General features: G+C 62.6%; 24 protein-coding genes. 11 read left to right on the top strand and 13 right to left on the bottom strand.

Features of this window, described 5'->3' with window-relative positions; genetic code table 11:
• Window positions 1-2 precede the first annotated feature (2 nt).
• Window positions 3-356: a YbaN family protein gene (locus tag ACN0V4_RS16350; RefSeq protein ID WP_417678014.1), complete on the top strand. Its 354-nt coding sequence runs from the start codon at window positions 3-5 to the stop codon at window positions 354-356.
• Here ACN0V4_RS16350 and ACN0V4_RS16345 read toward each other — a convergent pair.
• The 7 genes from ACN0V4_RS16345 to ACN0V4_RS16315 form a co-directional block, all read right to left on the bottom strand.
• A complete protein-coding gene (locus tag ACN0V4_RS16345; RefSeq protein ID WP_417678012.1) occupies window positions 346-1,239 on the bottom strand; it encodes a ParB/RepB/Spo0J family partition protein in 894 nt (297 codons plus the stop codon). The genes ACN0V4_RS16350 and ACN0V4_RS16345 overlap by 11 nt on opposite strands.
• Before the next feature lie 18 nt (window positions 1,240-1,257).
• Window positions 1,258-2,067 carry a ParA family protein gene (locus tag ACN0V4_RS16340; protein WP_417678010.1) on the bottom strand — a complete coding sequence of 270 codons (810 nt, stop codon included), beginning with the start codon at window positions 2,065-2,067 and terminating at the stop codon, window positions 1,258-1,260.
• Complete coding sequence (gene rsmG / locus ACN0V4_RS16335) at window positions 2,060-2,680, bottom strand: 16S rRNA (guanine(527)-N(7))-methyltransferase RsmG (protein WP_417678008.1); 621 nt, start codon at window positions 2,678-2,680, stop codon at window positions 2,060-2,062. Before rsmG ends, ACN0V4_RS16340 begins: the two co-directional genes overlap by 8 nt.
• Window positions 2,677-4,545: a tRNA uridine-5-carboxymethylaminomethyl(34) synthesis enzyme MnmG gene (mnmG, locus tag ACN0V4_RS16330; protein WP_417678006.1), complete on the bottom strand. Its 1,869-nt coding sequence runs from the start codon at window positions 4,543-4,545 to the stop codon at window positions 2,677-2,679. Before mnmG ends, rsmG begins: the two co-directional genes overlap by 4 nt.
• 12 nt (window positions 4,546-4,557) lie before the next feature.
• Entirely contained in the window at window positions 4,558-5,844 is a 1,287-nt protein-coding gene (gene mnmE, locus ACN0V4_RS16325; RefSeq protein WP_417678004.1) for a tRNA uridine-5-carboxymethylaminomethyl(34) synthesis GTPase MnmE, read from the bottom strand.
• Between the two features lie 28 nt (window positions 5,845-5,872).
• A complete protein-coding gene (gene rho, locus ACN0V4_RS16320; protein ID WP_417678002.1) occupies window positions 5,873-7,144 on the bottom strand; it encodes a transcription termination factor Rho in 1,272 nt (423 codons plus the stop codon).
• Between the two features lie 137 nt (window positions 7,145-7,281).
• Window positions 7,282-7,743, bottom strand: a complete 462-nt coding sequence (locus ACN0V4_RS16315; RefSeq protein ID WP_417678000.1) for a CopD family protein — start codon at window positions 7,741-7,743, stop codon at window positions 7,282-7,284.
• A 409-nt stretch (window positions 7,744-8,152) separates the two neighbouring features.
• Here ACN0V4_RS16315 and ACN0V4_RS16310 point away from each other — a divergent pair, with 409 nt between their 5' ends.
• The 4 genes from ACN0V4_RS16310 to dnaQ are packed head-to-tail and all read left to right on the top strand — an operon-like array spanning window position 8,153 to window position 10,851.
• Complete coding sequence (locus ACN0V4_RS16310) at window positions 8,153-8,752, top strand: Maf family protein (protein ID WP_417677998.1); 600 nt, start codon at window positions 8,153-8,155, stop codon at window positions 8,750-8,752.
• Complete coding sequence (locus ACN0V4_RS16305) at window positions 8,749-9,582, top strand: shikimate dehydrogenase (protein WP_417677996.1); 834 nt, start codon at window positions 8,749-8,751, stop codon at window positions 9,580-9,582. Before ACN0V4_RS16310 ends, ACN0V4_RS16305 begins: the two co-directional genes overlap by 4 nt.
• Window positions 9,579-10,172, top strand: coding sequence for a dephospho-CoA kinase (gene coaE / locus ACN0V4_RS16300; protein WP_417677994.1), 594 nt, complete (start codon window positions 9,579-9,581; stop codon window positions 10,170-10,172). The genes ACN0V4_RS16305 and coaE overlap by 4 nt, the downstream gene beginning before the upstream one ends.
• Window positions 10,165-10,851, top strand: coding sequence for a DNA polymerase III subunit epsilon (gene dnaQ, locus ACN0V4_RS16295; protein WP_417677992.1), 687 nt, complete (start codon window positions 10,165-10,167; stop codon window positions 10,849-10,851). The genes coaE and dnaQ overlap by 8 nt, the downstream gene beginning before the upstream one ends.
• Window positions 10,852-10,932: 81 nt before the next feature.
• Here dnaQ and secB read toward each other — a convergent pair whose 3' ends face one another.
• Complete coding sequence (gene secB / locus ACN0V4_RS16290; protein ID WP_417677990.1) at window positions 10,933-11,430, bottom strand: protein-export chaperone SecB; 498 nt, start codon at window positions 11,428-11,430, stop codon at window positions 10,933-10,935.
• Window positions 11,431-11,497: 67 nt separating this feature from the next.
• A complete protein-coding gene (locus ACN0V4_RS16285; RefSeq protein ID WP_417677988.1) occupies window positions 11,498-12,022 on the bottom strand; it encodes an FxsA family protein in 525 nt (174 codons plus the stop codon).
• A 108-nt stretch (window positions 12,023-12,130) separates the two neighbouring features.
• Here ACN0V4_RS16285 and ACN0V4_RS16280 point away from each other — a divergent pair, with 108 nt between their 5' ends.
• From ACN0V4_RS16280 to ACN0V4_RS16265, 4 genes are all read left to right on the top strand, one after another.
• Window positions 12,131-12,790 carry a Tim44/TimA family putative adaptor protein gene (locus ACN0V4_RS16280; protein ID WP_417677986.1) on the top strand — a complete coding sequence of 220 codons (660 nt, stop codon included), beginning with the start codon at window positions 12,131-12,133 and terminating at the stop codon, window positions 12,788-12,790.
• On the top strand, window positions 12,787-13,842 hold the full coding sequence (locus ACN0V4_RS16275) for a murein transglycosylase A (protein ID WP_417677984.1): 1,056 nt from the start codon (window positions 12,787-12,789) through the stop codon (window positions 13,840-13,842). Before ACN0V4_RS16280 ends, ACN0V4_RS16275 begins: the two co-directional genes overlap by 4 nt.
• Window positions 13,842-14,447 carry a Smr/MutS family protein gene (locus ACN0V4_RS16270; RefSeq protein WP_417677982.1) on the top strand — a complete coding sequence of 202 codons (606 nt, stop codon included), beginning with the start codon at window positions 13,842-13,844 and terminating at the stop codon, window positions 14,445-14,447. Before ACN0V4_RS16275 ends, ACN0V4_RS16270 begins: the two co-directional genes overlap by 1 nt.
• A gap of 158 nt (window positions 14,448-14,605) precedes the next feature.
• The gene (locus ACN0V4_RS16265) at window positions 14,606-14,983 is read left to right on the top strand and encodes an amidase family protein (protein ID WP_417678146.1); all 378 of its coding nucleotides are present in this window, start codon (window positions 14,606-14,608) and stop codon (window positions 14,981-14,983) included.
• 116 nt (window positions 14,984-15,099) lie between these two features.
• On the opposite strand, the gene ACN0V4_RS16260 is transcribed toward ACN0V4_RS16265, so the two are convergent.
• The 3 genes from ACN0V4_RS16260 to hslV all read right to left on the bottom strand — a co-directional run bounded on the left by ACN0V4_RS16260 (window position 15,100) and on the right by hslV (window position 18,220).
• Entirely contained in the window at window positions 15,100-16,209 is a 1,110-nt protein-coding gene (locus ACN0V4_RS16260) for an alpha/beta hydrolase (RefSeq protein ID WP_417677980.1), read from the bottom strand.
• Between the two features lie 66 nt (window positions 16,210-16,275).
• Window positions 16,276-17,583, bottom strand: a complete 1,308-nt coding sequence (hslU, locus tag ACN0V4_RS16255) for an ATP-dependent protease ATPase subunit HslU (RefSeq protein ID WP_417677978.1) — start codon at window positions 17,581-17,583, stop codon at window positions 16,276-16,278.
• A gap of 79 nt (window positions 17,584-17,662) precedes the next feature.
• Window positions 17,663-18,220, bottom strand: coding sequence for an ATP-dependent protease subunit HslV (gene hslV / locus ACN0V4_RS16250; RefSeq protein WP_417677976.1), 558 nt, complete (start codon window positions 18,218-18,220; stop codon window positions 17,663-17,665).
• Between hslV and ACN0V4_RS16245 the strand changes: the two genes are divergently transcribed.
• Together ACN0V4_RS16245 and rpiB are read left to right on the top strand one after the other, a co-directional pair.
• Window positions 18,191-19,243 carry a hypothetical protein gene (locus ACN0V4_RS16245; RefSeq protein WP_417677974.1) on the top strand — a complete coding sequence of 351 codons (1,053 nt, stop codon included), beginning with the start codon at window positions 18,191-18,193 and terminating at the stop codon, window positions 19,241-19,243. The two genes, hslV and ACN0V4_RS16245, sit on opposite strands and share 30 nt — an antisense overlap.
• 159 nt (window positions 19,244-19,402) lie before the next feature.
• Complete coding sequence (gene rpiB, locus ACN0V4_RS16240; protein ID WP_417677972.1) at window positions 19,403-19,852, top strand: ribose 5-phosphate isomerase B; 450 nt, start codon at window positions 19,403-19,405, stop codon at window positions 19,850-19,852.
• Between the two features lie 95 nt (window positions 19,853-19,947).
• On the opposite strand, the gene trxA is transcribed toward rpiB, so the two are convergent.
• Window positions 19,948-20,268 carry a thioredoxin gene (gene trxA, locus ACN0V4_RS16235; RefSeq protein WP_417677970.1) on the bottom strand — a complete coding sequence of 107 codons (321 nt, stop codon included), beginning with the start codon at window positions 20,266-20,268 and terminating at the stop codon, window positions 19,948-19,950.
• Window positions 20,269-20,295 lie beyond the last annotated feature (27 nt).

The raw sequence follows: 20,295 nt of genomic DNA, 5'->3' as shown, positions 1-20,295 counted from the left end.
CCATGCGTTATCTCTGGGCGGGACTTGGGATCCTCAGCGTCGGTCTGGCGATCATCGGCGCCTTCCTGCCATTATTGCCGACGGTTCCCTTCCTGCTGCTCGCCGCCTTCCTGTTTTCGCAATCCTCGCCGCGACTGCACAACTGGATCCTGTCGCATCGCCAGTTCGGCCCGCTGATCGAGGATTGGAATAGATCCGGCGTGATCCGGCCACGGGCCAAAGGCCTCGCCACCCTGTCAATCGTGGCGGTCTTCGGCATTTCCCTGGCCCTGAACGTCAAAACCACGGTCCTGATCATCCAGGCCGTGGTTCTGTCTTGCGTTTTGATCTTTCTCTGGACCCGACCTAGCCGTTAAGACGGCCGCAGATCTCGTCCAACTGGTCCAATGTGTCGTATTTGATGGTGATCAGCCCGGCTTCGCCGCCGGGTTTGTGGTCGATGGTCACCTTCATGCCCAACATGGCCGAGAGATCCCCCTCAAGCGCCTTGGTATCGGCGTCCTTCTCGGGCTTCATCGGCTTGGGCTTTTCCATCACCGGCTGATCGCCGCGCTGCTGCTTTTTCACCAAAGCCTCGGTGGCGCGCACCGAAAGCCCGCCCCGAACCACCTGTTTCGCCAAGTCCGAGGCGTTTTCGCAGGTGATCAACGCCCGCGCGTGGCCCGCCGACAGCTGCCCCTCTTTCACCATCTCCTGCACATCTGACGGCAGCGACAGCAGCCGCATCAGGTTGGCGATATGGCTCCGGCTCTTGCCCAGAGCTTCGGAAAGCTTTTCCTGAGTGTGGCCGAACTTGTCCATCAACTGGCGATAACCGGCCGCCTCTTCCACCGCGTTCAGATCGGCGCGTTGGATATTTTCGATGATGGCGATTTCCAGGACTTCGGTATCGTCGAACTCCCGCACCAGCACCGGCACCTCGTGCAGCTGCGCCTTTTGCGCCGCCCGCCAGCGACGTTCGCCCGCGACGATTTCGTAATCATCGCCCTTCGGGCGCACGATCAGCGGCTGGATGATGCCCTTTTCCTTAATCGAGGCGGTCAAATCCTCAAGATCTTCGGGATTGAAGGTGCGCCGCGGCTGATCCGGGTTCGGCTTGAGCCGCTCGATCGGCACCAGCATGTCGGGGCGGCGCGGGCCTTGGTCGCCGCTCACCACCGGATCCGCCGTCACATCCGCCATCAGTGCCGACAGACCACGGCCAAGCCCACGGGGTTTGTTTCTCTTGTTATCCTGCATAAGGCCCCTTCCCGCCGCTTATGCGGCTATTTTTTCGTGTTTTCCGATCAACTCGCGTGCCAGCGCCCGATAGGCCACCGCCCCTTGCGAGTTGGGATCATAGGTCAAGACCGGCATCGCGTAAGAGGGCGCCTCGCTCACCCGGACATTTCGCGGGATCATCGTCTTGAACACCAGATCGCCCAGGTTATCGCGGGCATCCTTCTCCACCTGCTGCGACAGGTTGTTGCGCCGATCGTACATGGTCAGGATCACGCCTTCGATCCTGAGGTTCGGATTGGCGGTCTGACGCACCTCGCGAATGGTCAGCATAAGTTGCGACAGACCTTCCAGCGCGAAGAATTCGCTTTGCAACGGCACCAGAACGGAATGCGCGGCAACCATGGCGTTCACCGTCAGCAAGTTCAGCGACGGCGGGCAGTCGATCAGGATGTAATCCCAGCCGAATTCGTCCATCGCTGGCTGTCGCAGGGCATCGTGCAGCAGAAAACTGCGCTTTTCATTCGCCATCAGCTCGATATCGGCCGAACTCAGGTCTACCGTCGCCGGCACGATGGCAAGCCCCTCGATGTCGGTCGCGTGGATGACATCTTCCAGCGGAACATCCTCGACCAGCAGCTCGTAGGAGGTCATTTCCCGATCTTCGGGTTCGATCCCGAGCCCGGTCGAGGCATTGCCTTGCGGATCAATATCGATCAGCAACACCCGTTTTCCGCATTCCACCAGCGCAGCCGCGAGGTTGATTGCAGTCGTTGTTTTGCCCACCCCCCCCTTCTGGTTGGCGACAGCGATGATTCTCGGCCCCTCCGGGCGGGACAGATCAGACACGCGATACTCCTTCGATTTTCAAGATCACCGCATCGGGCTCGGTCATACTGGTAATCGCGTCCGCTGAGAAATTCCATCGCAGCCGGGCTTGTTCACATTCTTTTCCCCAGGAAATTCCCTTCGGGAACAAGGCGACGCCGGTTTTCTTCAAATGCAGCTCGGAAAAGCCCAGCAAGCTATCCAGAACTGCCAGGGCGCGGGCGGAAAGAATATCCGCCTCTTGCGGCGGTACGGCTTCGATTCGCTCGGCAATCACCTGCGCCTTCGCGCCGCACTCCCGTGCAGCGGTCCGCAGAAACGCCGATTTTCGCTGATCGCTCTCGATCAACGTCACCTTGAGGTCCGGCGCCTCCTCGGCCGCGAGGATGGCGACAATCACCCCGGGAAAGCCGCCGCCGCTGCCCAGATCCACCCAGTGCCCCTGCGGCATGATGCAGCGAAAGACCTGAACAGAATCAATGATATGCCGCGTCCATAGCTGTTCCAGGCTGGAGCGAGACACGAGGTTGATTCGCGGATTCCACTTTTTCAGAAGATCAGCGAAATGCTCCAGCCGCGCCAATGTTTCACGTGAAACATTCAGCTCGCCCAGAAGGATATCCTCTGCGCTCATGCGGATTTGACCTGAGGAGACCGCCGCAGCCGGGTGAGCAACAGAGCAAGCGCCGCCGGGGTCATCCCATCGACGCGCGCGGCCTGAGCCAGATTTTCCGGCCGCGCCCGGCCGAGCTTCAGCTTCAGCTCGTTCGACAGGCCGTCGATCCCGGAATAATCGAAATCGGTCGGAATTCCCCGTTCTTCATCCCGGCGCAGAGCTTCGATGTCTTTCTCCTGACGGGAGAGGTAATTGACATAAAGCGCTTCGCGCTCCAACTGCCGGCGCACCTCGGTATCGACCTCGTCCAGCATCGCATCAAGCGGAAGAAGATCCTCAAAAGCGATGTCGGGAAAGGCCAGAACCTCAAGCCCACTGCGGCGGGTACCATCCTGATTGACGCGAATCCCCGCCTCGGCCACCTGCTTGGGGGTATAGCTGCTTTCCACCAACCGGGCGCGGGCGTGTTGCAGCCGATCCATCTTGTCGAGGAAAGCCGTCTTGCGCCCCTCGGTCGCACAGCCGAGGTCGATCGCCATCGGGGTCAGCCGCTGATCGGCGTTGTCGGCGCGCAGCGACAAGCGGAATTCGGCGCGCGAAGTGAACATGCGATAGGGTTCAGCCACCCCGCGTGTGGTCAGATCGTCAATCATCACCCCGATATAGCTGTCCGAGCGACGGAAGATAACACCCTCGCGCCCCTGGGCGGCCAGCGCAGCGTTCAAGCCCGCGACCAGCCCCTGCGCCGCGGCCTCCTCATATCCAGTGGTGCCGTTGATCTGACCCGCAAGATATAGACCCGGAACATCCTTCACCGCCAGTTGCAGCGTCAAGGCGCGCGGATCGACAAAGTCGTATTCGATCGCATAGCCTGGCTGCACGATCACGGTATTCTCAAGCCCGGCGATGGAATGCACGTAATCTTCCTGTACGTCCTCGGGCAGCGAGGTCGAGATCCCGTTCGGGTAAACGGTATGATCGTTGATCCCTTCCGGTTCGAGAAAGATCTGATGCGAGCTTTTGTCGGCGAATCGAACGATCTTGTCCTCGATCGACGGGCAATAGCGCGGCCCGATCCCTTCGATATGCCCGCCATACATCGCCGATCGCTTCAGGTTTTTCTGAATGATCTCATGGGTGCGCGGGTTGGTATGGGTTATCCCGCAAGCGATCTGCGGCGCCTGCACCCGTTTCGACAGGAAAGAGAACAGGACCGGATCGTCGTCGCCCGGTTGGGTTTCCAGCCCGTCCCAATTGATGGTACGACCATCCAGCCGCGGCGGCGTCCCAGTCTTCAGCCGACCGAGCGGCAGGCCGAAGCTGTCGATCTTCTCGGCCAGCTTGACCGAAGGCTTATCGCCCATCCGCCCGCCGGGCCGCTTGACGTCGCCGATATGGATCACCCCGCGCAGGAAGGTGCCCGAGGTCAGAACCACCGATTTGGCAGGAATTTCAGATCCATCGGCCAGAACCACGCCGACGACGCGATCGCCCTGCATCAGAAAATCGACCGCCTCGCCTTCGACGATCTCGAGGTTCGGCTGCGCTTCGCATTCCGCCAACATCGCCGCACGATAGAGCGCCCGGTCGGCCTGGGCGCGCGGGCCCTGCACCGCTGGCCCTTTCTTTCGGTTCAACAGGCGGAACTGGATACCCGCCTTGTCGGCGACCCGCCCCATGACGCCATCCATCGCGTCGATCTCGCGCACCAGATGGCCCTTGCCCAGGCCACCGATCGCCGGGTTGCAGGACATCACCCCGATGCCGTCGCGCCGAAGCGTCACCAGCGCGGTCCGCGCACCCATCCGCGCGGCAGCATGGGCGGCCTCGGCCCCCGCATGACCGCCACCGATCACCACTACATCCATGTTCGAATGTTTCACGTGAAACACTCCTCACTTGCCAAGGCAAAAACTGGCGAAGATCTCGTCCAGAAGGTTTTCGACATCCACGCGCCCAACCAGGGATTCCAGCGCGCGAATCGCATTCCGCAACTCTTCGGCAGCGATATCATACATCTCGGGCCCCTGTTCAAGAACGCCCCGCGCGGCGTCGAGACCGGCCAAAGCCCGCTCCATCGCCGCCTTGTGCCGATCCCGGGTGGCGATCCCGGCCGAACTGGACCGATCCGACAAAACCGCCTCGATCTGCTGGATCAACCAATCAAGCCCCTCGCCCGTCAACCCCGAGACCGCACCCGCCTTGTCGGAGAGCCGATCCGCCTTGGGCCGGGCCAGGATATCGCCAGGACGAAACTCGACCTCCAGGACCTCGCCGGCCTCAGCCAGAAACACCCGCAGATCCGCCGCCTCTGCCCGCTTTCGGGCCAACGCAATCCCCATGCCCTCGACGGCATCCTCGGTTTCCCGCAGGCCGGCGGTATCAAGCAGGGTTACCGGCAACCCGGCAAGGTCCATGCGCACCTCGATCACATCGCGGGTCGTGCCCGCATGTTCCGAGGTGATCGCCGCCTCGCGCCCCGCCAAAGCATTCAACAACGTGGATTTCCCGGCGTTCGGCTTACCGATGATGGCAACCTCGAACCCCTCGCGAATCCGTTCTGCCATTCGCACGCCCGAGATCTGCCCGCGCAGATCACGCTCCACCCGGTCCAGCAGTTCGCGCACCTCGGGCGTCACATCCGTGGGCACCTCTTCGTCGGCGAAATCTATCACCGCCTCGATCAACGCCGCGGCGCGGATCAGATCGCGGCGCCAGCTTTCCGCCAGATCGCCAAGCGCGCCTTGCAGCAGCGCATGCGCCTGTTTGCGCTGCGCCTCGGTCTCAGCCTCGATCAGATCTGCCAGGCCTTCGACCTGCGCCAGATCGAGCTTGCCGTTTTCCAGAGCACGGCGGGTAAATTCGCCAGGCTCAGCCAATCGCAGCCCGCCGATCCGGCCCAGTGCGGCCAACATGGCCGACACCCCGGCCAGGCTGCCATGCACCTGCAATTCCGCCACATCTTCACCGGTGAAACTGGCAGGCGCCGCAAAGGTCAGGATCAACCCATCGTCCAGCGCCGCACCGTCTTCATCGCAAAGCGACCGCAACACCATGCCCCGCGCGGGCAGATCTCGACCAGCCAGCCGCGCCGCCGCCATATGCGACAAGGGGCCGGAAATGCGGATGACAGCCACACCGGCCTTTCCTCGGGCCGTGGCCAAAGCGAAGATCGTGTCCATCTCGCAGCTCCGCGCGGAAAATCCGCGCTCAGGTATTCATGGAATCGAAGAACTCGGCGTTGCTCTTGGTCTGCTTCAGCTTCGACAGCAGGAACTCGATCGCGTCCGTCGTCCCCATCGGGTTCAGGATACGGCGCAGAACAAAGGTCTTCTGCAGATCGCCCTTGTCGACCAGCAAATCCTCTTTCCGGGTGCCGGACTTGAGGATGTCGATCGCCGGATAGACGCGCTTGTCAGCGATCTTGCGGTCCAGAACGATTTCCGAGTTACCGGTGCCCTTGAACTCTTCAAAGATCACCTCGTCCATCCGGCTGCCGGTGTCGATCAGCGCGGTGGCGATGATGGTGAGCGAGCCACCCTCTTCGATATTCCGGGCGGCACCGAAGAACCGTTTCGGCCGTTGCAGCGCATTGGCATCCACACCACCGGTCAGAACCTTCCCCGAGGAGGGCACCACGGTGTTGAAGGCACGACCAAGTCTTGTGATCGAATCGAGAAGGATCACAACATCTCGTTTATGCTCAACCAGGCGCTTGGCCTTTTCGATCACCATTTCCGATACCGCAACGTGGCGCGTCGCCGGTTCGTCGAAGGTCGACGACACCACCTCGCCCTTGACCGAGCGCTGCATGTCGGTGACTTCTTCCGGGCGCTCGTCGATCAGCAGGACGATCAAATAGCATTCCGGGTGATTTTTCTCGATCGAATTCGCGATGTTCTGCAGCAGAACCGTCTTACCAGTCCGCGGCGGCGCCACGATCAGCGATCGCTGGCCCTTCCCGATCGGTGCCACCAGGTCGATGATGCGCGCGGAACGGTCCTTGATCGTCGGATCCTCGATCTCCATCTTCAGCCGCTCATCAGGATAAAGCGGCGTCAGGTTGTCGAAAGCGATCTTGTGACGCGCCTTCTCGGGCTCTTCGAAGTTGATCTTGGTGACATTGGTCAGAGCGAAATAACGTTCGTTGTCATTCGGCGCCTTGATCTGGCCCTCGATGGTGTCCCCGGTGCGCAGGGAATACTGCCGGATCATCTCCGGGCTGACATAGATGTCATCGGGGCCGGGCAGATAGTTCGCCTCGGGCGAGCGGAGAAAGCCGAAGCCGTCCTGCAGAACCTCAAGAACCCCGTCGCCACCGACTTCCCAGCCCTCATCCGCCAGCTCGCGCAGAATCTGGAACATCATCTCGCCCTTGCGCATGGTCGAGGCGTTCTCGATCTCCAGCTCCTCCGCCATGGCAAGCAGGTCTTTGGGGCTTTTGGCTTTAAGATCAGCCAGATTCAGGGATTCAACGGTCATGACGGTATAATCCTTAGTCTCCACGCGGGGCGAGACGGATAACAACAACTTCAGGAAGGTACATCGCCCGGACGGGCTTGTTGCGCGATTACATAGTGAAGCGCAGCGGATGAGTCAAATGTTCTGCAAGATCACGCTTAGAAGCGGATGATGACGGACAGGACGATCACCATCATCAAAAGCGTCGGAACCTCGTTCATCATGCGATATTGCCGACCGGTCAGCTTGTTCTGCCCCTCACGGAAGGCGCGCACCTGCCGGCCCAGCCAGAAATGATAGACCGTCATCGCGATGACGGCAGCCGCCTTGGTCCAGGGCCAGACCCAGCTCCAGTTCACGATCCCCGGTGTGGCGACGAGCGCCAGACCACAGGCCCATGTCACATAGAGCGAAGGCCGCATGATATAGCGATAAAGCTTGTACTCCATGGTGACGAAGATGTCGGGGGCACCACTCACCTTCTCAGCCTGTTCGACGTGATACACGAAAAGCCGCGGCAGATAGAAGATACCGGCCATCCAAGTGATCACCGCCATGATGTGCAGCGCCTTGACCCAGGGATAGGCGGCGAAGAGCAGGTCGGAGAGGAGATCTGGCATGTGGGTACCTCGAGAGGGTGGGAGCCTTCCTAATTAAAAGAAAGAAAAGAAGAAAGGATGATGATTTTGTAGGGTGGGCCAGATCCAGTGGATAATTCATCTGTACCGTGACTTATCCACCTTGGGGATAGAAAATCGGGATCTGCGTCACTTTACCGGGATGACTCCCAATATTCATGTGTTCTCAGATGCTTATAATATCTTTGTGGCGTTAACCTTTGTGGATAACCCGGGGAGAAAGTGGGACAAGTGAGTTTCTCCCGAGGATCCCAGTTATCCTTATCCAGCGTGGGGGACTCTGGCAGATCCGGGCTGAGAGGTGGCAGTTTTCCCCGGGGGTTGCGCGGGCGGGCAGATATCCTAGAAAACATCCCTGAACCATCCGCGCTTCCCTCACCGAGTTTTCCACATGTCTGTCCCCTTCCTGCTCGCTTCCGGTTCTCACATCCGGGCCGAGCTGTTGCGCAACGCAGGTCTTGAGATCACCGTTCAGCCCGCACGGGTGGACGAGGAGGCGGTTAAACAGGCGCTTCTGGCCGAGGCCGCCCCACCCCGCGACGTCGCTGATGCCCTGGCCGAGCTGAAAGCGCGCAAGATCAGCGAAAAGCACCCGGGCGCGCTGGTGCTAGGGTGTGATCAGGTGCTCGAATTCGACGGCCAATTGATATCCAAGCCGGAAAGCCCCGATCAGGCGCTCGCTCAGCTCAAGGCGATGCGCGGCAAACGACACAAGCTCTTGTCGGCGGCGGTGATCTGCCGCAACGGACAGCCCGAATGGCGCCACGTTGGCCAGGTGCGGCTGGTGATGCGGGAAAGCTCTGACGCCTATCTTGAGGATTACGTCGCCCGCAACTGGGACAGCATCCGCCACGCCGTCGGTGCCTATAAGCTCGAGGAAGAAGGCGTGCGGCTGTTCACCCAGATCGACGGGGATTACTTTACCGTTCTGGGTATGCCACTGTTGGAACTACTCAATTATCTGACGCTTCGAGGGGAAATCGCATCGTGACGTCAACCCGCATTCCGCTGGCCGCCGTGATCGGCCATCCCATCGCCCATTCCAAATCGCCGCGCCTGCATGGCCATTGGCTCAGGACCTATGGCATCGCCGGGCATTATATCCCGATGGATGTGGCGTCGGATGATCTGGAAATCGTGCTGCGCACCCTGCCCAAGATGGGTTTTGTCGGCTGCAACATCACCATTCCTCACAAGGAAAAGGTGCTGAGCCTGGCCGATCAGGTGACCGATCGCGCCACGTTGATCGGGGCGGCGAATACGCTGACCTTCGGGGCCGAGGGCAAGATCATCGCCGACAATACCGATGGCTATGGCTTCATGGAGAACCTGCGTCGTGGCGCGCCGAACTGGGAGCCGAAATCCACCCCCGCCGCGGTGCTTGGCGCCGGCGGGGCGGCGCGGGCGGTGATCTGTGCGCTGCTCGATGCCGGCGTGCCCGAGGTTCTGATCAGCAACCGCACCCGTACCCGCGCCGACCAGCTGCGCGAGGATTTCGGCGCGCGCCTGCGGGTGGTCGATTGGGTGCAGGCCGGCAATATCATTGAAGAGGCCGGGCTAGTGGTGAACACAACCTCGCTCGGCATGGTGGGGAAACCGGAGCTGCGGGTTCCGCTCGATGGCATAGACAAGCATACGGTGGTCACCGATCTGGTCTATAACCCGTTGAAAACCCATCTGCTCGAGGTCGCCGAACAGGCCGGCGCCACCACAGTCGACGGGCTTGGCATGCTGATCTGGCAAGCGGTGCCCGGTTTCGAGCGTTGGTTCGGTCAGCGCCCCGAGGTTGACGAGGCCACCCGCCAGGCGGTGCTGAGATGAGCTTTGCGCTGGGTCTCACCGGTTCGATCGGCATGGGCAAAAGCACCACGGCCAAGATGTTCGTGGACGAGGGTTGCGCGCTCTGGGATGCCGATGCCGCGGTTCATCGCCTGTACGACAAGGGGGGCGCCGCGGTGGAGCTTATGCGTGCGGCCTTCCCCGATGCGGTGATCGACGACAAGGTCGACCGCGCTGTGCTCAAGCACATCATCATGGATCACCCCGAGGCGCTGAAAACCATCGAATCCATCGTTCACCCATTGGTGGCGCAGGATCGGGCAGAGTTTCGCAAGACCGCCACCGCCGATATCGTCGTCTTCGACATCCCGCTGCTCTTCGAGGGCGGCGGAGAGGCGCATATGGACGCGACCGTCACCGTCACCGCCCCTGACCATATCCAGGAGGCCCGGGTGATGGAGCGCGGCACCATGACCCGCGAGCATTTTCACCACATCCGGTCAAAGCAGATGCCGGACCATGAAAAACGCGCTCGCGCCCATTATGTCGTGGAAACCGACACGTTGGAGAGCGCCCGCGCCCAGGTCCATGACATCGTGACGGATATCCGAAGGAAGATGGCCCATGCGTGAGATCGTGCTCGACACCGAAACCACCGGTTTCGATCCCTTCGCCGGTGACCGCATCGTCGAAATCGGCGCGGTCGAACTCCATAATCATGTCGTTACCGGCAAGACCTATCACCAGTATATCAACCCGCAGCGCGACATGCCCGAGGATGCCTTCCGCGTTCATGGTCTGAGCGAGCAATTTCTGCGCGACAAGCCGCTTTTCGCGCAGATCGGCCAGGCTTTTCTCGATTTCATCGGCGATGCCAAGCTGGTGATCCATAACGCCAGCTTCGACATGAAGTTCCTCAATGCCGAGCTGAAGTGGATGGGGCTGCCGGAGCTGCCCTATGAGCGGGCAATCGACACGCTGGCCATCGCGCGCAAGAAATTTCCCGGCGCTCAGGTCTCGCTTGATGCGCTCTGCCGGCGGTACGGCATCGACAACTCGGCCCGGACGCTGCACGGGGCCTTGCTCGACTCCGAAATCCTTGCCGATGTCTATCTTGAGTTGATCGGCGGCCGGCAGCCGGATTTCGCACTGAATGTGGTGCAAAGCCGGGGGCCGGCGAGCGACGACAGCGACTGGCGCCCGAAGCCGCGCCCGACCCCGCTGCCGTCGCGGATCAGCGCCGCGGAGGAGGCCGCGCATGACGCGTTTCTGGACAAGCTTGGCGACAACGCGCTTTGGCGCCGCGCCTGAGTCAAAAAGGCGCCGAAATCGGCGCCTTTTTCTACGTTACGGACGGCTCCGGGCCGGTGGCATGGCCACCGGTGGGGCAGATCAGGCGTCTGCCGGCTGCTGGCCCTGGGCGGCCTGACGGCGCGCCAACTCGTTGCGATAGATCGCGACGAAGTCGATGTTGTCCAGGTTCAGCGGCGGATAGCCGCCATCGCGGGTCACGTCGCTGACGATCCGGCGCAGGAAGGGGAAGATCTGGCGCGGGCATTCGATCAGCAGGAAGGGATGCAGCTGATCTTCCGGAACCCCCTGAATGAAGAAGATGCCGACATATTCGATTTCCAGCAGGAACAGGACATCGCTCATGCCCTTGGCCTTGGATTCGACCTTCAGCTTGAGGATCACCTCATACTGATCCTCGGCCTGCCGTTTCTTGGCGTCGAGGTTCACCTGCACGTTGACATCGGGCTGAATCTCGCCCGAGGCACCGCGCTGCGCCATCACGTTTTCAAAGGACAGGTCGCGAACGTATTGGCCCAGAATTTTCATCTGCACCTGAGGCGCTTGCTGCGGCTGCGGATTTTCGCCGTTTTCGGACATGGGGTCTCTCCCTGACATCGGTTGTGCCGTGCTTACCAGCTTGCACGGGGCATCTCAATGCCGGGGGTCACCCCTGTCGCCGGTTCGGCCCCTCGACCCAGCCCGAGGGCGGCCGGTTGCCGGATCCGGTCTCGGGATCGAGTTCCGAGAAATCGCCGTCGATCACCTCGCCACCCTGCCCGAAGGGATCGCGCGGCGCCGGTCCGGCGCGATACATGGTCGCGCCGCCCATCTCGAACTGCGCGACGGTGACACGGGCGCGGAGATAGCGGAACACCGCTCGGCGCACCGGCGGGATCAACAGGGCAAAGCCCATGGTATCGGTGAAGAACCCAGGGGTCAGCAATAGCACCCCCGCGACCAGGATCATCGCCCCATGTGCCAAGGGTTCGGTCGGGTCGTCCAGTCGCTGGAAGGAATTGCGCAACTGCCCCATCGCCAGCCGCCCCTGGCTGCGCATCAGCCAGCTTCCCAGCACCGCCGTGAAGATGACGATTGCCAGTGTCGGCCACAGCCCGATCACCCCGCCCACCTGGATGAACAGGGCGATTTCGATGATCGGCACGGCCAGAAAGGCCAGAAACAGGTACATTCGGCGGTTCCTTTCGCATGTCCGGAACAGTGGACTAACCCCTGCCCCTCCCCTACATAGGGACCAACGGCTTGCCTTACAAAGCCCAACGCCTGATACGAGGACCAAATGAATTCACCTTTGATCCAGCTTCTGGTTCTGGCCGGCATCGCGATTTTCTTGATTCTGCGTCTGAAGAACGTGCTCGGGACGCGCGATGGTTTTGAAAAGCCGCAGGCGCCGCAACAGCCTGAGGCGAAACCCGAACGCCCGGATTTCCAGGTGATCGAAGGCGGCCCCGACCGCGACATTACCGATCATGTCGAGGAAGACACGCCCCAGGCCACCGCCCTGGCCGCGATGAAGCGGGTGGAGCCCGCCTTTTCGGTGTCGGAATTCGTGCAGGGCGCGCGCGGTGCCTATGAAATGATCCTGATGGCCTATGAACATGGCACGGTTGAGGATATCCGCCCCTATCTCGCCCCGGATGTTTATCAGAGCTTTGTCGACGGGCTGGCCGCGCGCCAAGCTCAGGGCCTGACCATCGAGGCGGAGTTCATCGGCGTGCGCGAAACCGCGATCTCTGAGGTGCATTTCGAAAAGGACACCAACCGGGCGGAAATCACCATGCGGTTCGTCGGCGAACTGACCTCGGTCGTGCGCGACCAGAGCGGCGAGATCGTCGAAGGCAGCCCGACTTCGGTCAAGCGGCAAAAGGATAGCTGGACCTTCGCCCGCACCATGGGCAGTGCCGATCCGAACTGGCTGCTTGTCGCCACGGATCTATGATCCGTGCGCTCCGCGCTGCTTGTCTGGCCGGTGTGCTGGTGATGGCACCGGGTGTCGCCGGTGCGGCTGAGGCGGAGCCGATCCACGAGATCTTGCGGTTCGACCAGCTCGATGGTTGGGCCGCGGATGATCACGCCGCCGCCCTATCGGTGTTTCTGCAAACCTGCCCGGACATGACCGATCCGGATTGGCACAGCCTTTGCGCCGTGGCCCAGCAGCAGAAACCCGAAAGCGCCCGCGCGTTTTTCGAACTGTTCTTTCGTCCGGTGTTGATCACCGATGGTCGCGATCCGCTGTTCACCGGCTATTACGAACCCGAACTCGAAGGCTCGCGGTATCCGACCGTACGGTTTCGCTATCCGCTCTACAAGATGCCGCCCGAGGCCAGGGCGCAAAACCCCTGGCTCACCCGGCGCGAGATCCTGGCCACCGGCGTGATGGAGAACCGCGGGCTGGAAATCGCCTGGGTCGACGATCCGGTCGAGCTGTTTTTTCTGCAAATCCAGGGCTCCGGCCGCATCCACCTGCCGGACGGCGGATCGCTCCGGGTCGGCTATGGCGGGTCGAACGGGCAAACCTATCGCTCGATCGGGGTGGAGATGGTGCGGCGCGGCATCTATGCGGCACATCAGGTCAGCGCCCAGGTGATCCGCAATTGGGTGCGGCGCAATCCCGAGGCCGGGGCGGAGCTGCTGTTTCACAACCCCTCTTATGTGTTCTTCCGTGAAATCAATCATGTCGGCGATCATCTGGGCCCACTCGGGGCGATGAACCGCCCGATCACCCCGCTGCGCAGTGTCGCGGTCGATCCCTCCTTTGTGCCGCTGGGCGCGCCGGTCTGGCTGGAGACCGAGGGCGAGGCGCGGATGCGCCGGTTGATGATCGCCCAGGATACCGGATCGGCGATCAAGGGGGCACAGCGGGCCGACGTCTTCTTCGGCACTGGCGACGGCGCCGGTCAGATCGCCGGGCGGATGCGGGATCCGGGCCGCATGCTGGTGCTGATGCCGATCCAGCGCGCCTATGCGCTGCTGCCCGACGGGGGCGCATGATGGCGCGACGCCGGAAAGTCACGGGCGAGGAGCTGGAGCTCTGGCGCCGGGTTGCCGCCCGGGCCGAGCGGTTGCACCCGGCGCCAAAGCCCGAAGGCGCCGTGCCGCCGCTGCTGCGAAAGTCCAAGCCCAAGCCGCCCCCGATGGCGGAGGATCCGTTTCGTCTCGAGGCATTTCACCTGGGCCAGACCGCCCCGACGCAGCCGGCCCGCCATGATCTCCAGCCGGGGCTGGCCGATCGGATCGGCAGCCAGCCGGTGCAGATGGATCACAAGGCCTTCACCCGGATGAAGCGCGGCAAGTTGGTTCCGGACGCGCGGCTCGACCTGCACGGCATGCGGCTTGACCGGGCGCATCCGGCGCTGACGCGCTTCATCCTGACCTCTCATGCCGCTGGCCATCGGCTGGTTCTGGTGATCACCGGCAAGGGCAAACGGTCGCAGGATGACGGGCCGATCCCCACCCCGCGCGGCGTGCTGCGGCACAATGTGCCGCAATGGCTGGGGATGCCGCCGCTGTCGCAGATCGTGCTGCAGGTGGCCCAGGCCCATATCACCCATGGCGGTGAGGGGGCCTATTACGTCTATCTGCGCCGCAGCCGCTGAGACCGCAGTGAAACCGTCCATTCCGGCATCTGTCGCCGGGCTGCGGCCACGGATCTCAACTTGCGCCCTGGGTCCTCTAGGCTATCTGATCGGGGCATGACCCAAAGCCTTGCCCCCGATCCCTTCGGTGCGCTCGTTGAGCGTTTAATCTTCCGGCGCTGAAGACCGGCCCGTTAAGCGGGATGCGGTTCACCGTGAAGGATAACATAGACATCGCCGGGCATCGGACCTCCTATGGCAGCCCGGCCTGGCGCGATGCCCATCCGGCGCCGGTACATAATGCGCTTTGCGTGGATCAGCTTCTGGCCGCGGGGGCGTGCTGTGTCGGCAAGGCGGTGGCGGATGAGTTCACCTATAGTCTCGATGGTGAAAGCCAGTTCTTCGGCACGCCGCGCAACGCCAGGGCGCCAGACCGGATTCCCGGCGGATCCTCAAGCGGCTCAGCGGCGTCGGTGGCCAATGGGCTGGCCGATTTCTCGATTGGGACGGATCCGGGCGGGTCGGTGCGGGAATTGCTTGAGCCTAAGGCGTTCTGACCGCGACGCCGGCGCCTCGGTGAAAGCCGCCGCATCGGCGCTAGGGCCTGAGAAAGGTGCGCTGATGGTTTGCGAAGTCAGTGGCCTGATCGAGGGCAACCGCCCCCAGCCTCTTCTCATATCTTCTCGAGCAGCAGATCCGGCGACAGGATCATCTGGGTGGCGTTGCGCACGGTCAGAACCGTACCGGGCAACAACCCTGAACGCCCGGCCCGGTCGCCCTGGAAGGCCACATCCAGCGTTGTACTGTTCGACAGCAGTGAGATCAGCGCCGGCGAGGTGCCGAGGGTGAAATGGCTGTTGCTGCTGTTGAACTGGCTGACATCGACGAGGGTGACCGGGAAATCCGCCAGGGCGGTCGGATTGGTCAGATTGCCCAGTCTGGTCGCCGCGCCGTTGATCCGCGCCGACAGGGCCAGCGCCTTGTCGCGACTTGAGGTGAAGATGGCGAAGGGCTGCGGTAGGGCGCGGATGCGCTTGGCCTGCATGCGGAAGACCTCCACGTCCAGATCGGGCGAGATCAGCACAACGCCGCCGAGCGCTTGCCTGCTCCAGCCCGGGCGGGCGATCTCGATCTGCCGCAGTGTTTCCATCAGCAGCATGGTGCCGAGCGAATGCGCGACCACCACGATCCGGCGCGGTCCGGTCGAGCGCAGATCGTAGAGCAATTGTTCCAGCCCATCGCGCGAAAACAGCAGGCTGTCGCGGTCGTAGGTATAGCCCAGCGGATGCGCGGCACTGGGCCAGGAGTAATGCACGGCGATGGCCGGCACGTCGAAGTCCTGTATCATCTGCGCGGTGCGGAAGACCCCGTCGAAGAAGCTGTTATTATAGCCATGGATATAAAGCACGATTTCGCGCTTGTTTGGCGGCGCTTGGCCGATCGTTCGCCTCAGTGCCGCGCGAAATGCCTCCCGCCCGGCGAAGTCATGGCGCGCGGCGATCGCAAAGCTCTTCTCGGGATCGGGATGGGCGAACCCGTATTCGATCTTGCCCTTCTTGTGACCCGGCGGAATCGACACGTCGAGCGACAGGTAATGTGTCTGTCCCGATCGTTCGCTGCTGAACCATTCGGTGTCGGGCGCGGGCTCTCTCTGGGTGGCGACAAAGACGGGCTGAATGGTGCCGATCTCTTCCGCCTGCGGCAGGATCGGGGAATGATACCTGTCGTTGCAGGCGGCAACGCCGGTTGCCGCCATCAGCACGATCATCTGCCTGCGATTCATGCCCTTTATCCTCTGCACGCCGCATTCCGCCACCGGTTAAGAGGATAGCGGCAGAGCGGACAGCGTCTAGAGCACGTAGCGGCTGAGATCGGCGGATCTCGCCAATTCCCCCAGGTTCTTTTCGACGAAATCGGCATCCACCGTCACGGTGTCGCCGGATCTGTCCGGCGCGGTGAAGGAAAGCTCCTCGAACACCCGTTCCATCACGGTATAGAGCCGCCGCGCGCCGATATTCTCGACCGATTGGTTCACCTCGGCCGCGATGCGGGCGAGCGCGTGAATGCCATCCTCGGTGAAACTGACGGTGACCTCTTCGGTGCCCATCAGCGCGGTATATTGCCGGGTCAGCGCATTGTCGGTTTCGGTCAGGATGCGGACGAAATCCCCTTCGGTCAGCGCCTGCAGCTCGACCCGGATCGGCAGCCGGCCCTGCAGTTCGGGCAGCAAATCCGAGGGCTTGGCGATATGGAATGCGCCCGAGGCGATGAACAGGATATGGTCGGTCTTGACCGGCCCGTGCTTGGTGCTGACCGTTGTGCCCTCGATCAGCGGCAGCAGGTCGCGCTGAACCCCTTCACGTGAAACATCGCCGCCGCGGGTATCGGCGCGGGCGCAGACCTTGTCGATCTCGTCGAGAAAGACGATGCCGTTTTCCTCCACCGCTTCCAGCGCGGTGCGGGTCACCGCCTCGTCATCCAAGAGCTTGTCGGCCTCTTCGCCGATCAGCACGTCATAACTGTCGGCGACGGTCATCTTCTTGCGGCTGGTGCGGCCACCGAAGGCCTTGCCGAAGATATCACCAAGATTGAGCATGCCCATCTGGCCGCCGGGTTGGCCGGGAATGTCGAACATCGGCATCGGGTTCGAGGTATCGGCGACCTCGAGTTCGATCTCGGTGTTATCAAGCTCTCCGGTCTTCAGCTTCTTGCGGAACATCTCCCGGGTGCCCTCGCGCGCATTCTCGCCGGCAAGAACGTCGATCACCCGGTCCTCGGCCGCCTGCTGAGCGCGGGTCCTGACCTCGTCGCGCATCCAGGTGCGGGTCTGGATGATGGCGCTGTCGACCAGATCGCGCACGATCTGTTCCACGTCGCGGCCGACATAGCCGACTTCGGTGAACTTGGTCGCCTCGACCTTGATGAAGGGCGCCCGGGCCAGTTTCGCCAGCCGGCGGCTGATCTCGGTCTTGCCGACACCGGTGGGGCCGATCATCAGGATGTTCTTCGGATAGACCTCCTCCCTCAGATCCTCGGGCAACTGCTTGCGACGCCAGCGGTTGCGCAGCGCCACGGCCACGGCGCGCTTGGCGTCCTTTTGGCCGATGATGAAACGGTCCAGCTCGGACACGATTTCGCGGGGGGTCAGGTTGGTCATCTCGGTCCTCTCGGCCTTGGCCTCTGGGTCAGGGCCCAAAATTCTTCGAAGAATTTTGGGTAAGAAACTTCGAAGTTTCTTACCCGCTAATCGTCTCCACGATCACATTGCCATTGGTGAAGACGCAGATATCGGCGGCGATCGCCATCGCCTTGCGGGCGATCTGTTCGGCTGACAGATCGCTGTCCATCAGCGCTCGGGCTGCGGCGAGCGCATAGTTGCCGCCAGATCCGATCGCAGTCACGTCATGTTCGGGCTCCAGCACGTCGCCGGCGCCGGTGATGACATAGAGCTCCCGCCCGTCGGTGACGATCAGCATCGCCTCAAGCTTTTGCAGGTATTTGTCGGTGCGCCAGTCCTTGGCCAGCTCGACCGCCGCGCGCTGCAACTGGCCATGCGCGGCTTCAAGCTTGGTTTCCAGCCGTTCCAGCAGGGTGAAGGCATCGGCCGTCGATCCGGCAAAGCCTGCCACCACCTCGTGCCCGCCGGGGCGCAGGCGGCGGACCTTGCGGGCAGTGCCCTTGATCACCGTATTGCCCAGCGACACCTGGCCGTCGCCCGCGACCACCACCTGGCCGCCCTTGCGGACCCCGATGATTGTTGTGCCGTGCCAGCCGGGAAAGCTCTCTTCGCTCATCTGCGCCTCCTGATCGTTGCGGTCTATATGGACGGCACGCCGCCCTGGCACAAGGGCGGCCCCTTTGGCGGCTTGTGGTCCTGCGCGCCGCACCCTAGCTTGCCGGCCATGGGCGGCAAGCGGCAACTGACATTCTATCTCGACGACGGGTTGCGGCAGAGCGCCGAGGCCGGCCAGCACAATTTCCTGGCGCTGATCGCCGAGGTCGCGCGCGAGGCCGGTTTCACCATCGCCTATCGCCCGGATAGCGAGGCCGAGCGCGCCGCCTCGGCCACGCGCGACGGCTATGCGATCTTCCACATGGCGGAGCCGACGCATGACCGCGCCCTGACCATTCGCCGGGCCTATCATTACCCGTTCTGGGCGATCGAACGCACCGCCCGGCGCTGGGACTGGGAGGTCGCCCGCACCGCCTTCGATCCCGGGACGGTGCCGCAGCCCGAGGCGCGCCGGTTCTATCGGTTCTGGCGCAAGCGGCTGTTCGGCGCGCTGCCCGATCAGGCCCGGCGCAACGGTTTCGTCTATGTTCCGCTGCAGGGCCGGCTGCTGGAGCATCGCTCGTTCCAAAGCTGCGCGCCGCTCGACATGCTGCGCGCGGTTCTGGCGCATGAGCCCCGCCCGGTGATTGCGGCGCTGCACCCGAAGGAGGTCTATTCCGAGGCCGAGCGGCGCGCGCTGGATCACCTGGTCCGCGATCACCCCCGGCTTGAGATCCGCCTGGGCGGGATGGAGACCCTGCTGCAGGGCTGCGATTATGTGGTGACGGAGAATTCCTCCGCCGCCTTCAACGGCTACGTCTTCGGCAAACCGGCGGTTCTGTTCGCCCGCTCGGACTTTCCCCATATCGCGCTCGATGCCGGGCGGATGGGGGCGGCACCGGCACTGGCCGCCGCGCCGGCGCATTCCCCCGACTATGCCGCCTATCTGCACTGGTTCTGGCAGCGGATGTCGATCAACGCCGGCCGGCCCGAGGCCAGGGAGAAGATCGCGGCGCGGTTGCAGGCGGCCGGCTGGCCGGTCTGATCCCCCTGCCCCGCCAGCGAGAAAGGTGTCTAAGTCGGGTCGGTTTGGGGGATTTTCCCGCCATTCGTCTCGGATCTGCCCCGGCGGATCGCTTGACAGCGGGATCGACAATCGGCCAAACCCGGTCATCCATCTGCCTCGGGAAACGGGACGACCTCCATGACCACCAACAAGCGCATCGTTCTCTCCAGTGATCACGCCGCCATTGACCTCCGCCGGGCGATCGCGACGCATATCGCCAACCAGGGGTGGGAGGTGGTCGACATCGGCCCGACGACGCCGGAAAGCACGCATTATCCCAAGCACGGCGAAGCGGCGGCGCAGCGCGTCGCCTCGGGCGACTGCGGGTTGGGCATCATTCTTTGCGGCACCGGCCAGGGCATCATGATGGCGGCGAACAAGGTCAAGGGCATCCGCTGCGGCGTCTGTTCCGACAGCTTCTCGGCCCGGATGATCCGCCAGCACAATGACGCCAACATGCTGTCGCTTGGCGCCCGCGTGGTGGGCGAGGGTCTGGCGCTGGATATCGTCGACGCCTTCCTGAATTCCGAATTCGAAGGCGGCCGGCATGCCACGCGGGTCGACATGATCGCGGATATCGAGAGCTGAGGCTTTCATCCCCGAACGGCGGAACGGCCCGTTCTGCAATGAAAAGGGGTGCCTTTCGGCACCCCTTTGACATTTGATCCCGGGGTCTGGCCGGCTCAGATCGACTCGTCGATCCAGCTTTGCAGCGAGGCTTTGGGCGCCGCGCCAGCGCGGTTGGAAATCACCTGGCCATCCTTGAAGATGAACAGCGCCGGAATGCCGCGTACGCCAAGCGAGGCTGCGAGGTTCGGGTTTTCGTCGACGTCGATCTTGGCGATCTTGATCTTGCCGTTGTATTCCTCCGACAGCTCTTCCAGCGCCGGGGCGATCTGACGGCAGGGGCCACACCAGGCGGCCCAGAAATCCACCACGACGGGGACATCGGATTGTTTCACTTCCTGATCGAAAGTGGCGTCGGTGACGTGAACGGTGGACATGGTCTGTCTCCTGGATGGGGTGAGCTT

It is taken from the genome of Pseudodonghicola sp. (assembly GCF_048268305.1).
In the GTDB taxonomy this organism is placed as follows: Bacteria; Pseudomonadota; Alphaproteobacteria; order Rhodobacterales; family Rhodobacteraceae; genus Pseudodonghicola.
The sequence above is the reverse complement of the archived record's forward strand: the minus strand, read 5'-3'. Positions and strand labels throughout refer to the sequence as shown.

Coding starts and splice junctions, on each gene's coding strand:
- ACN0V4_RS16350 (WP_417678014.1), top strand. CDS start 3: ATGCGTTATCTCTGGGCGGGACTTGGGATCCTCAGCGTCGGTCTGGCG.
- ACN0V4_RS16345 (WP_417678012.1), bottom strand. CDS start 1,239: ATGCAGGATAACAAGAGAAACAAACCCCGTGGGCTTGGCCGTGGTCTG.
- rsmG (WP_417678008.1), bottom strand. CDS start 2,680: ATGAGCGCAGAGGATATCCTTCTGGGCGAGCTGAATGTTTCACGTGAA.
- mnmE (WP_417678004.1), bottom strand. CDS start 5,844: ATGGACACGATCTTCGCTTTGGCCACGGCCCGAGGAAAGGCCGGTGTG.
- rho (WP_417678002.1), bottom strand. CDS start 7,144: ATGACCGTTGAATCCCTGAATCTGGCTGATCTTAAAGCCAAAAGCCCC.
- ACN0V4_RS16315 (WP_417678000.1), bottom strand. CDS start 7,743: ATGCCAGATCTCCTCTCCGACCTGCTCTTCGCCGCCTATCCCTGGGTC.
- ACN0V4_RS16310 (WP_417677998.1), top strand. CDS start 8,153: ATGTCTGTCCCCTTCCTGCTCGCTTCCGGTTCTCACATCCGGGCCGAG.
- coaE (WP_417677994.1), top strand. CDS start 9,579: ATGAGCTTTGCGCTGGGTCTCACCGGTTCGATCGGCATGGGCAAAAGC.
- dnaQ (WP_417677992.1), top strand. CDS start 10,165: ATGCGTGAGATCGTGCTCGACACCGAAACCACCGGTTTCGATCCCTTC.
- secB (WP_417677990.1), bottom strand. CDS start 11,430: ATGTCCGAAAACGGCGAAAATCCGCAGCCGCAGCAAGCGCCTCAGGTG.
- ACN0V4_RS16285 (WP_417677988.1), bottom strand. CDS start 12,022: ATGTACCTGTTTCTGGCCTTTCTGGCCGTGCCGATCATCGAAATCGCC.
- ACN0V4_RS16280 (WP_417677986.1), top strand. CDS start 12,131: ATGAATTCACCTTTGATCCAGCTTCTGGTTCTGGCCGGCATCGCGATT.
- ACN0V4_RS16275 (WP_417677984.1), top strand. CDS start 12,787: ATGATCCGTGCGCTCCGCGCTGCTTGTCTGGCCGGTGTGCTGGTGATG.
- ACN0V4_RS16270 (WP_417677982.1), top strand. CDS start 13,842: ATGGCGCGACGCCGGAAAGTCACGGGCGAGGAGCTGGAGCTCTGGCGC.
- ACN0V4_RS16260 (WP_417677980.1), bottom strand. CDS start 16,209: ATGAATCGCAGGCAGATGATCGTGCTGATGGCGGCAACCGGCGTTGCC.
- hslU (WP_417677978.1), bottom strand. CDS start 17,583: ATGACCAACCTGACCCCCCGCGAAATCGTGTCCGAGCTGGACCGTTTC.
- hslV (WP_417677976.1), bottom strand. CDS start 18,220: ATGAGCGAAGAGAGCTTTCCCGGCTGGCACGGCACAACAATCATCGGG.
- rpiB (WP_417677972.1), top strand. CDS start 19,403: ATGACCACCAACAAGCGCATCGTTCTCTCCAGTGATCACGCCGCCATT.
- trxA (WP_417677970.1), bottom strand. CDS start 20,268: ATGTCCACCGTTCACGTCACCGACGCCACTTTCGATCAGGAAGTGAAA.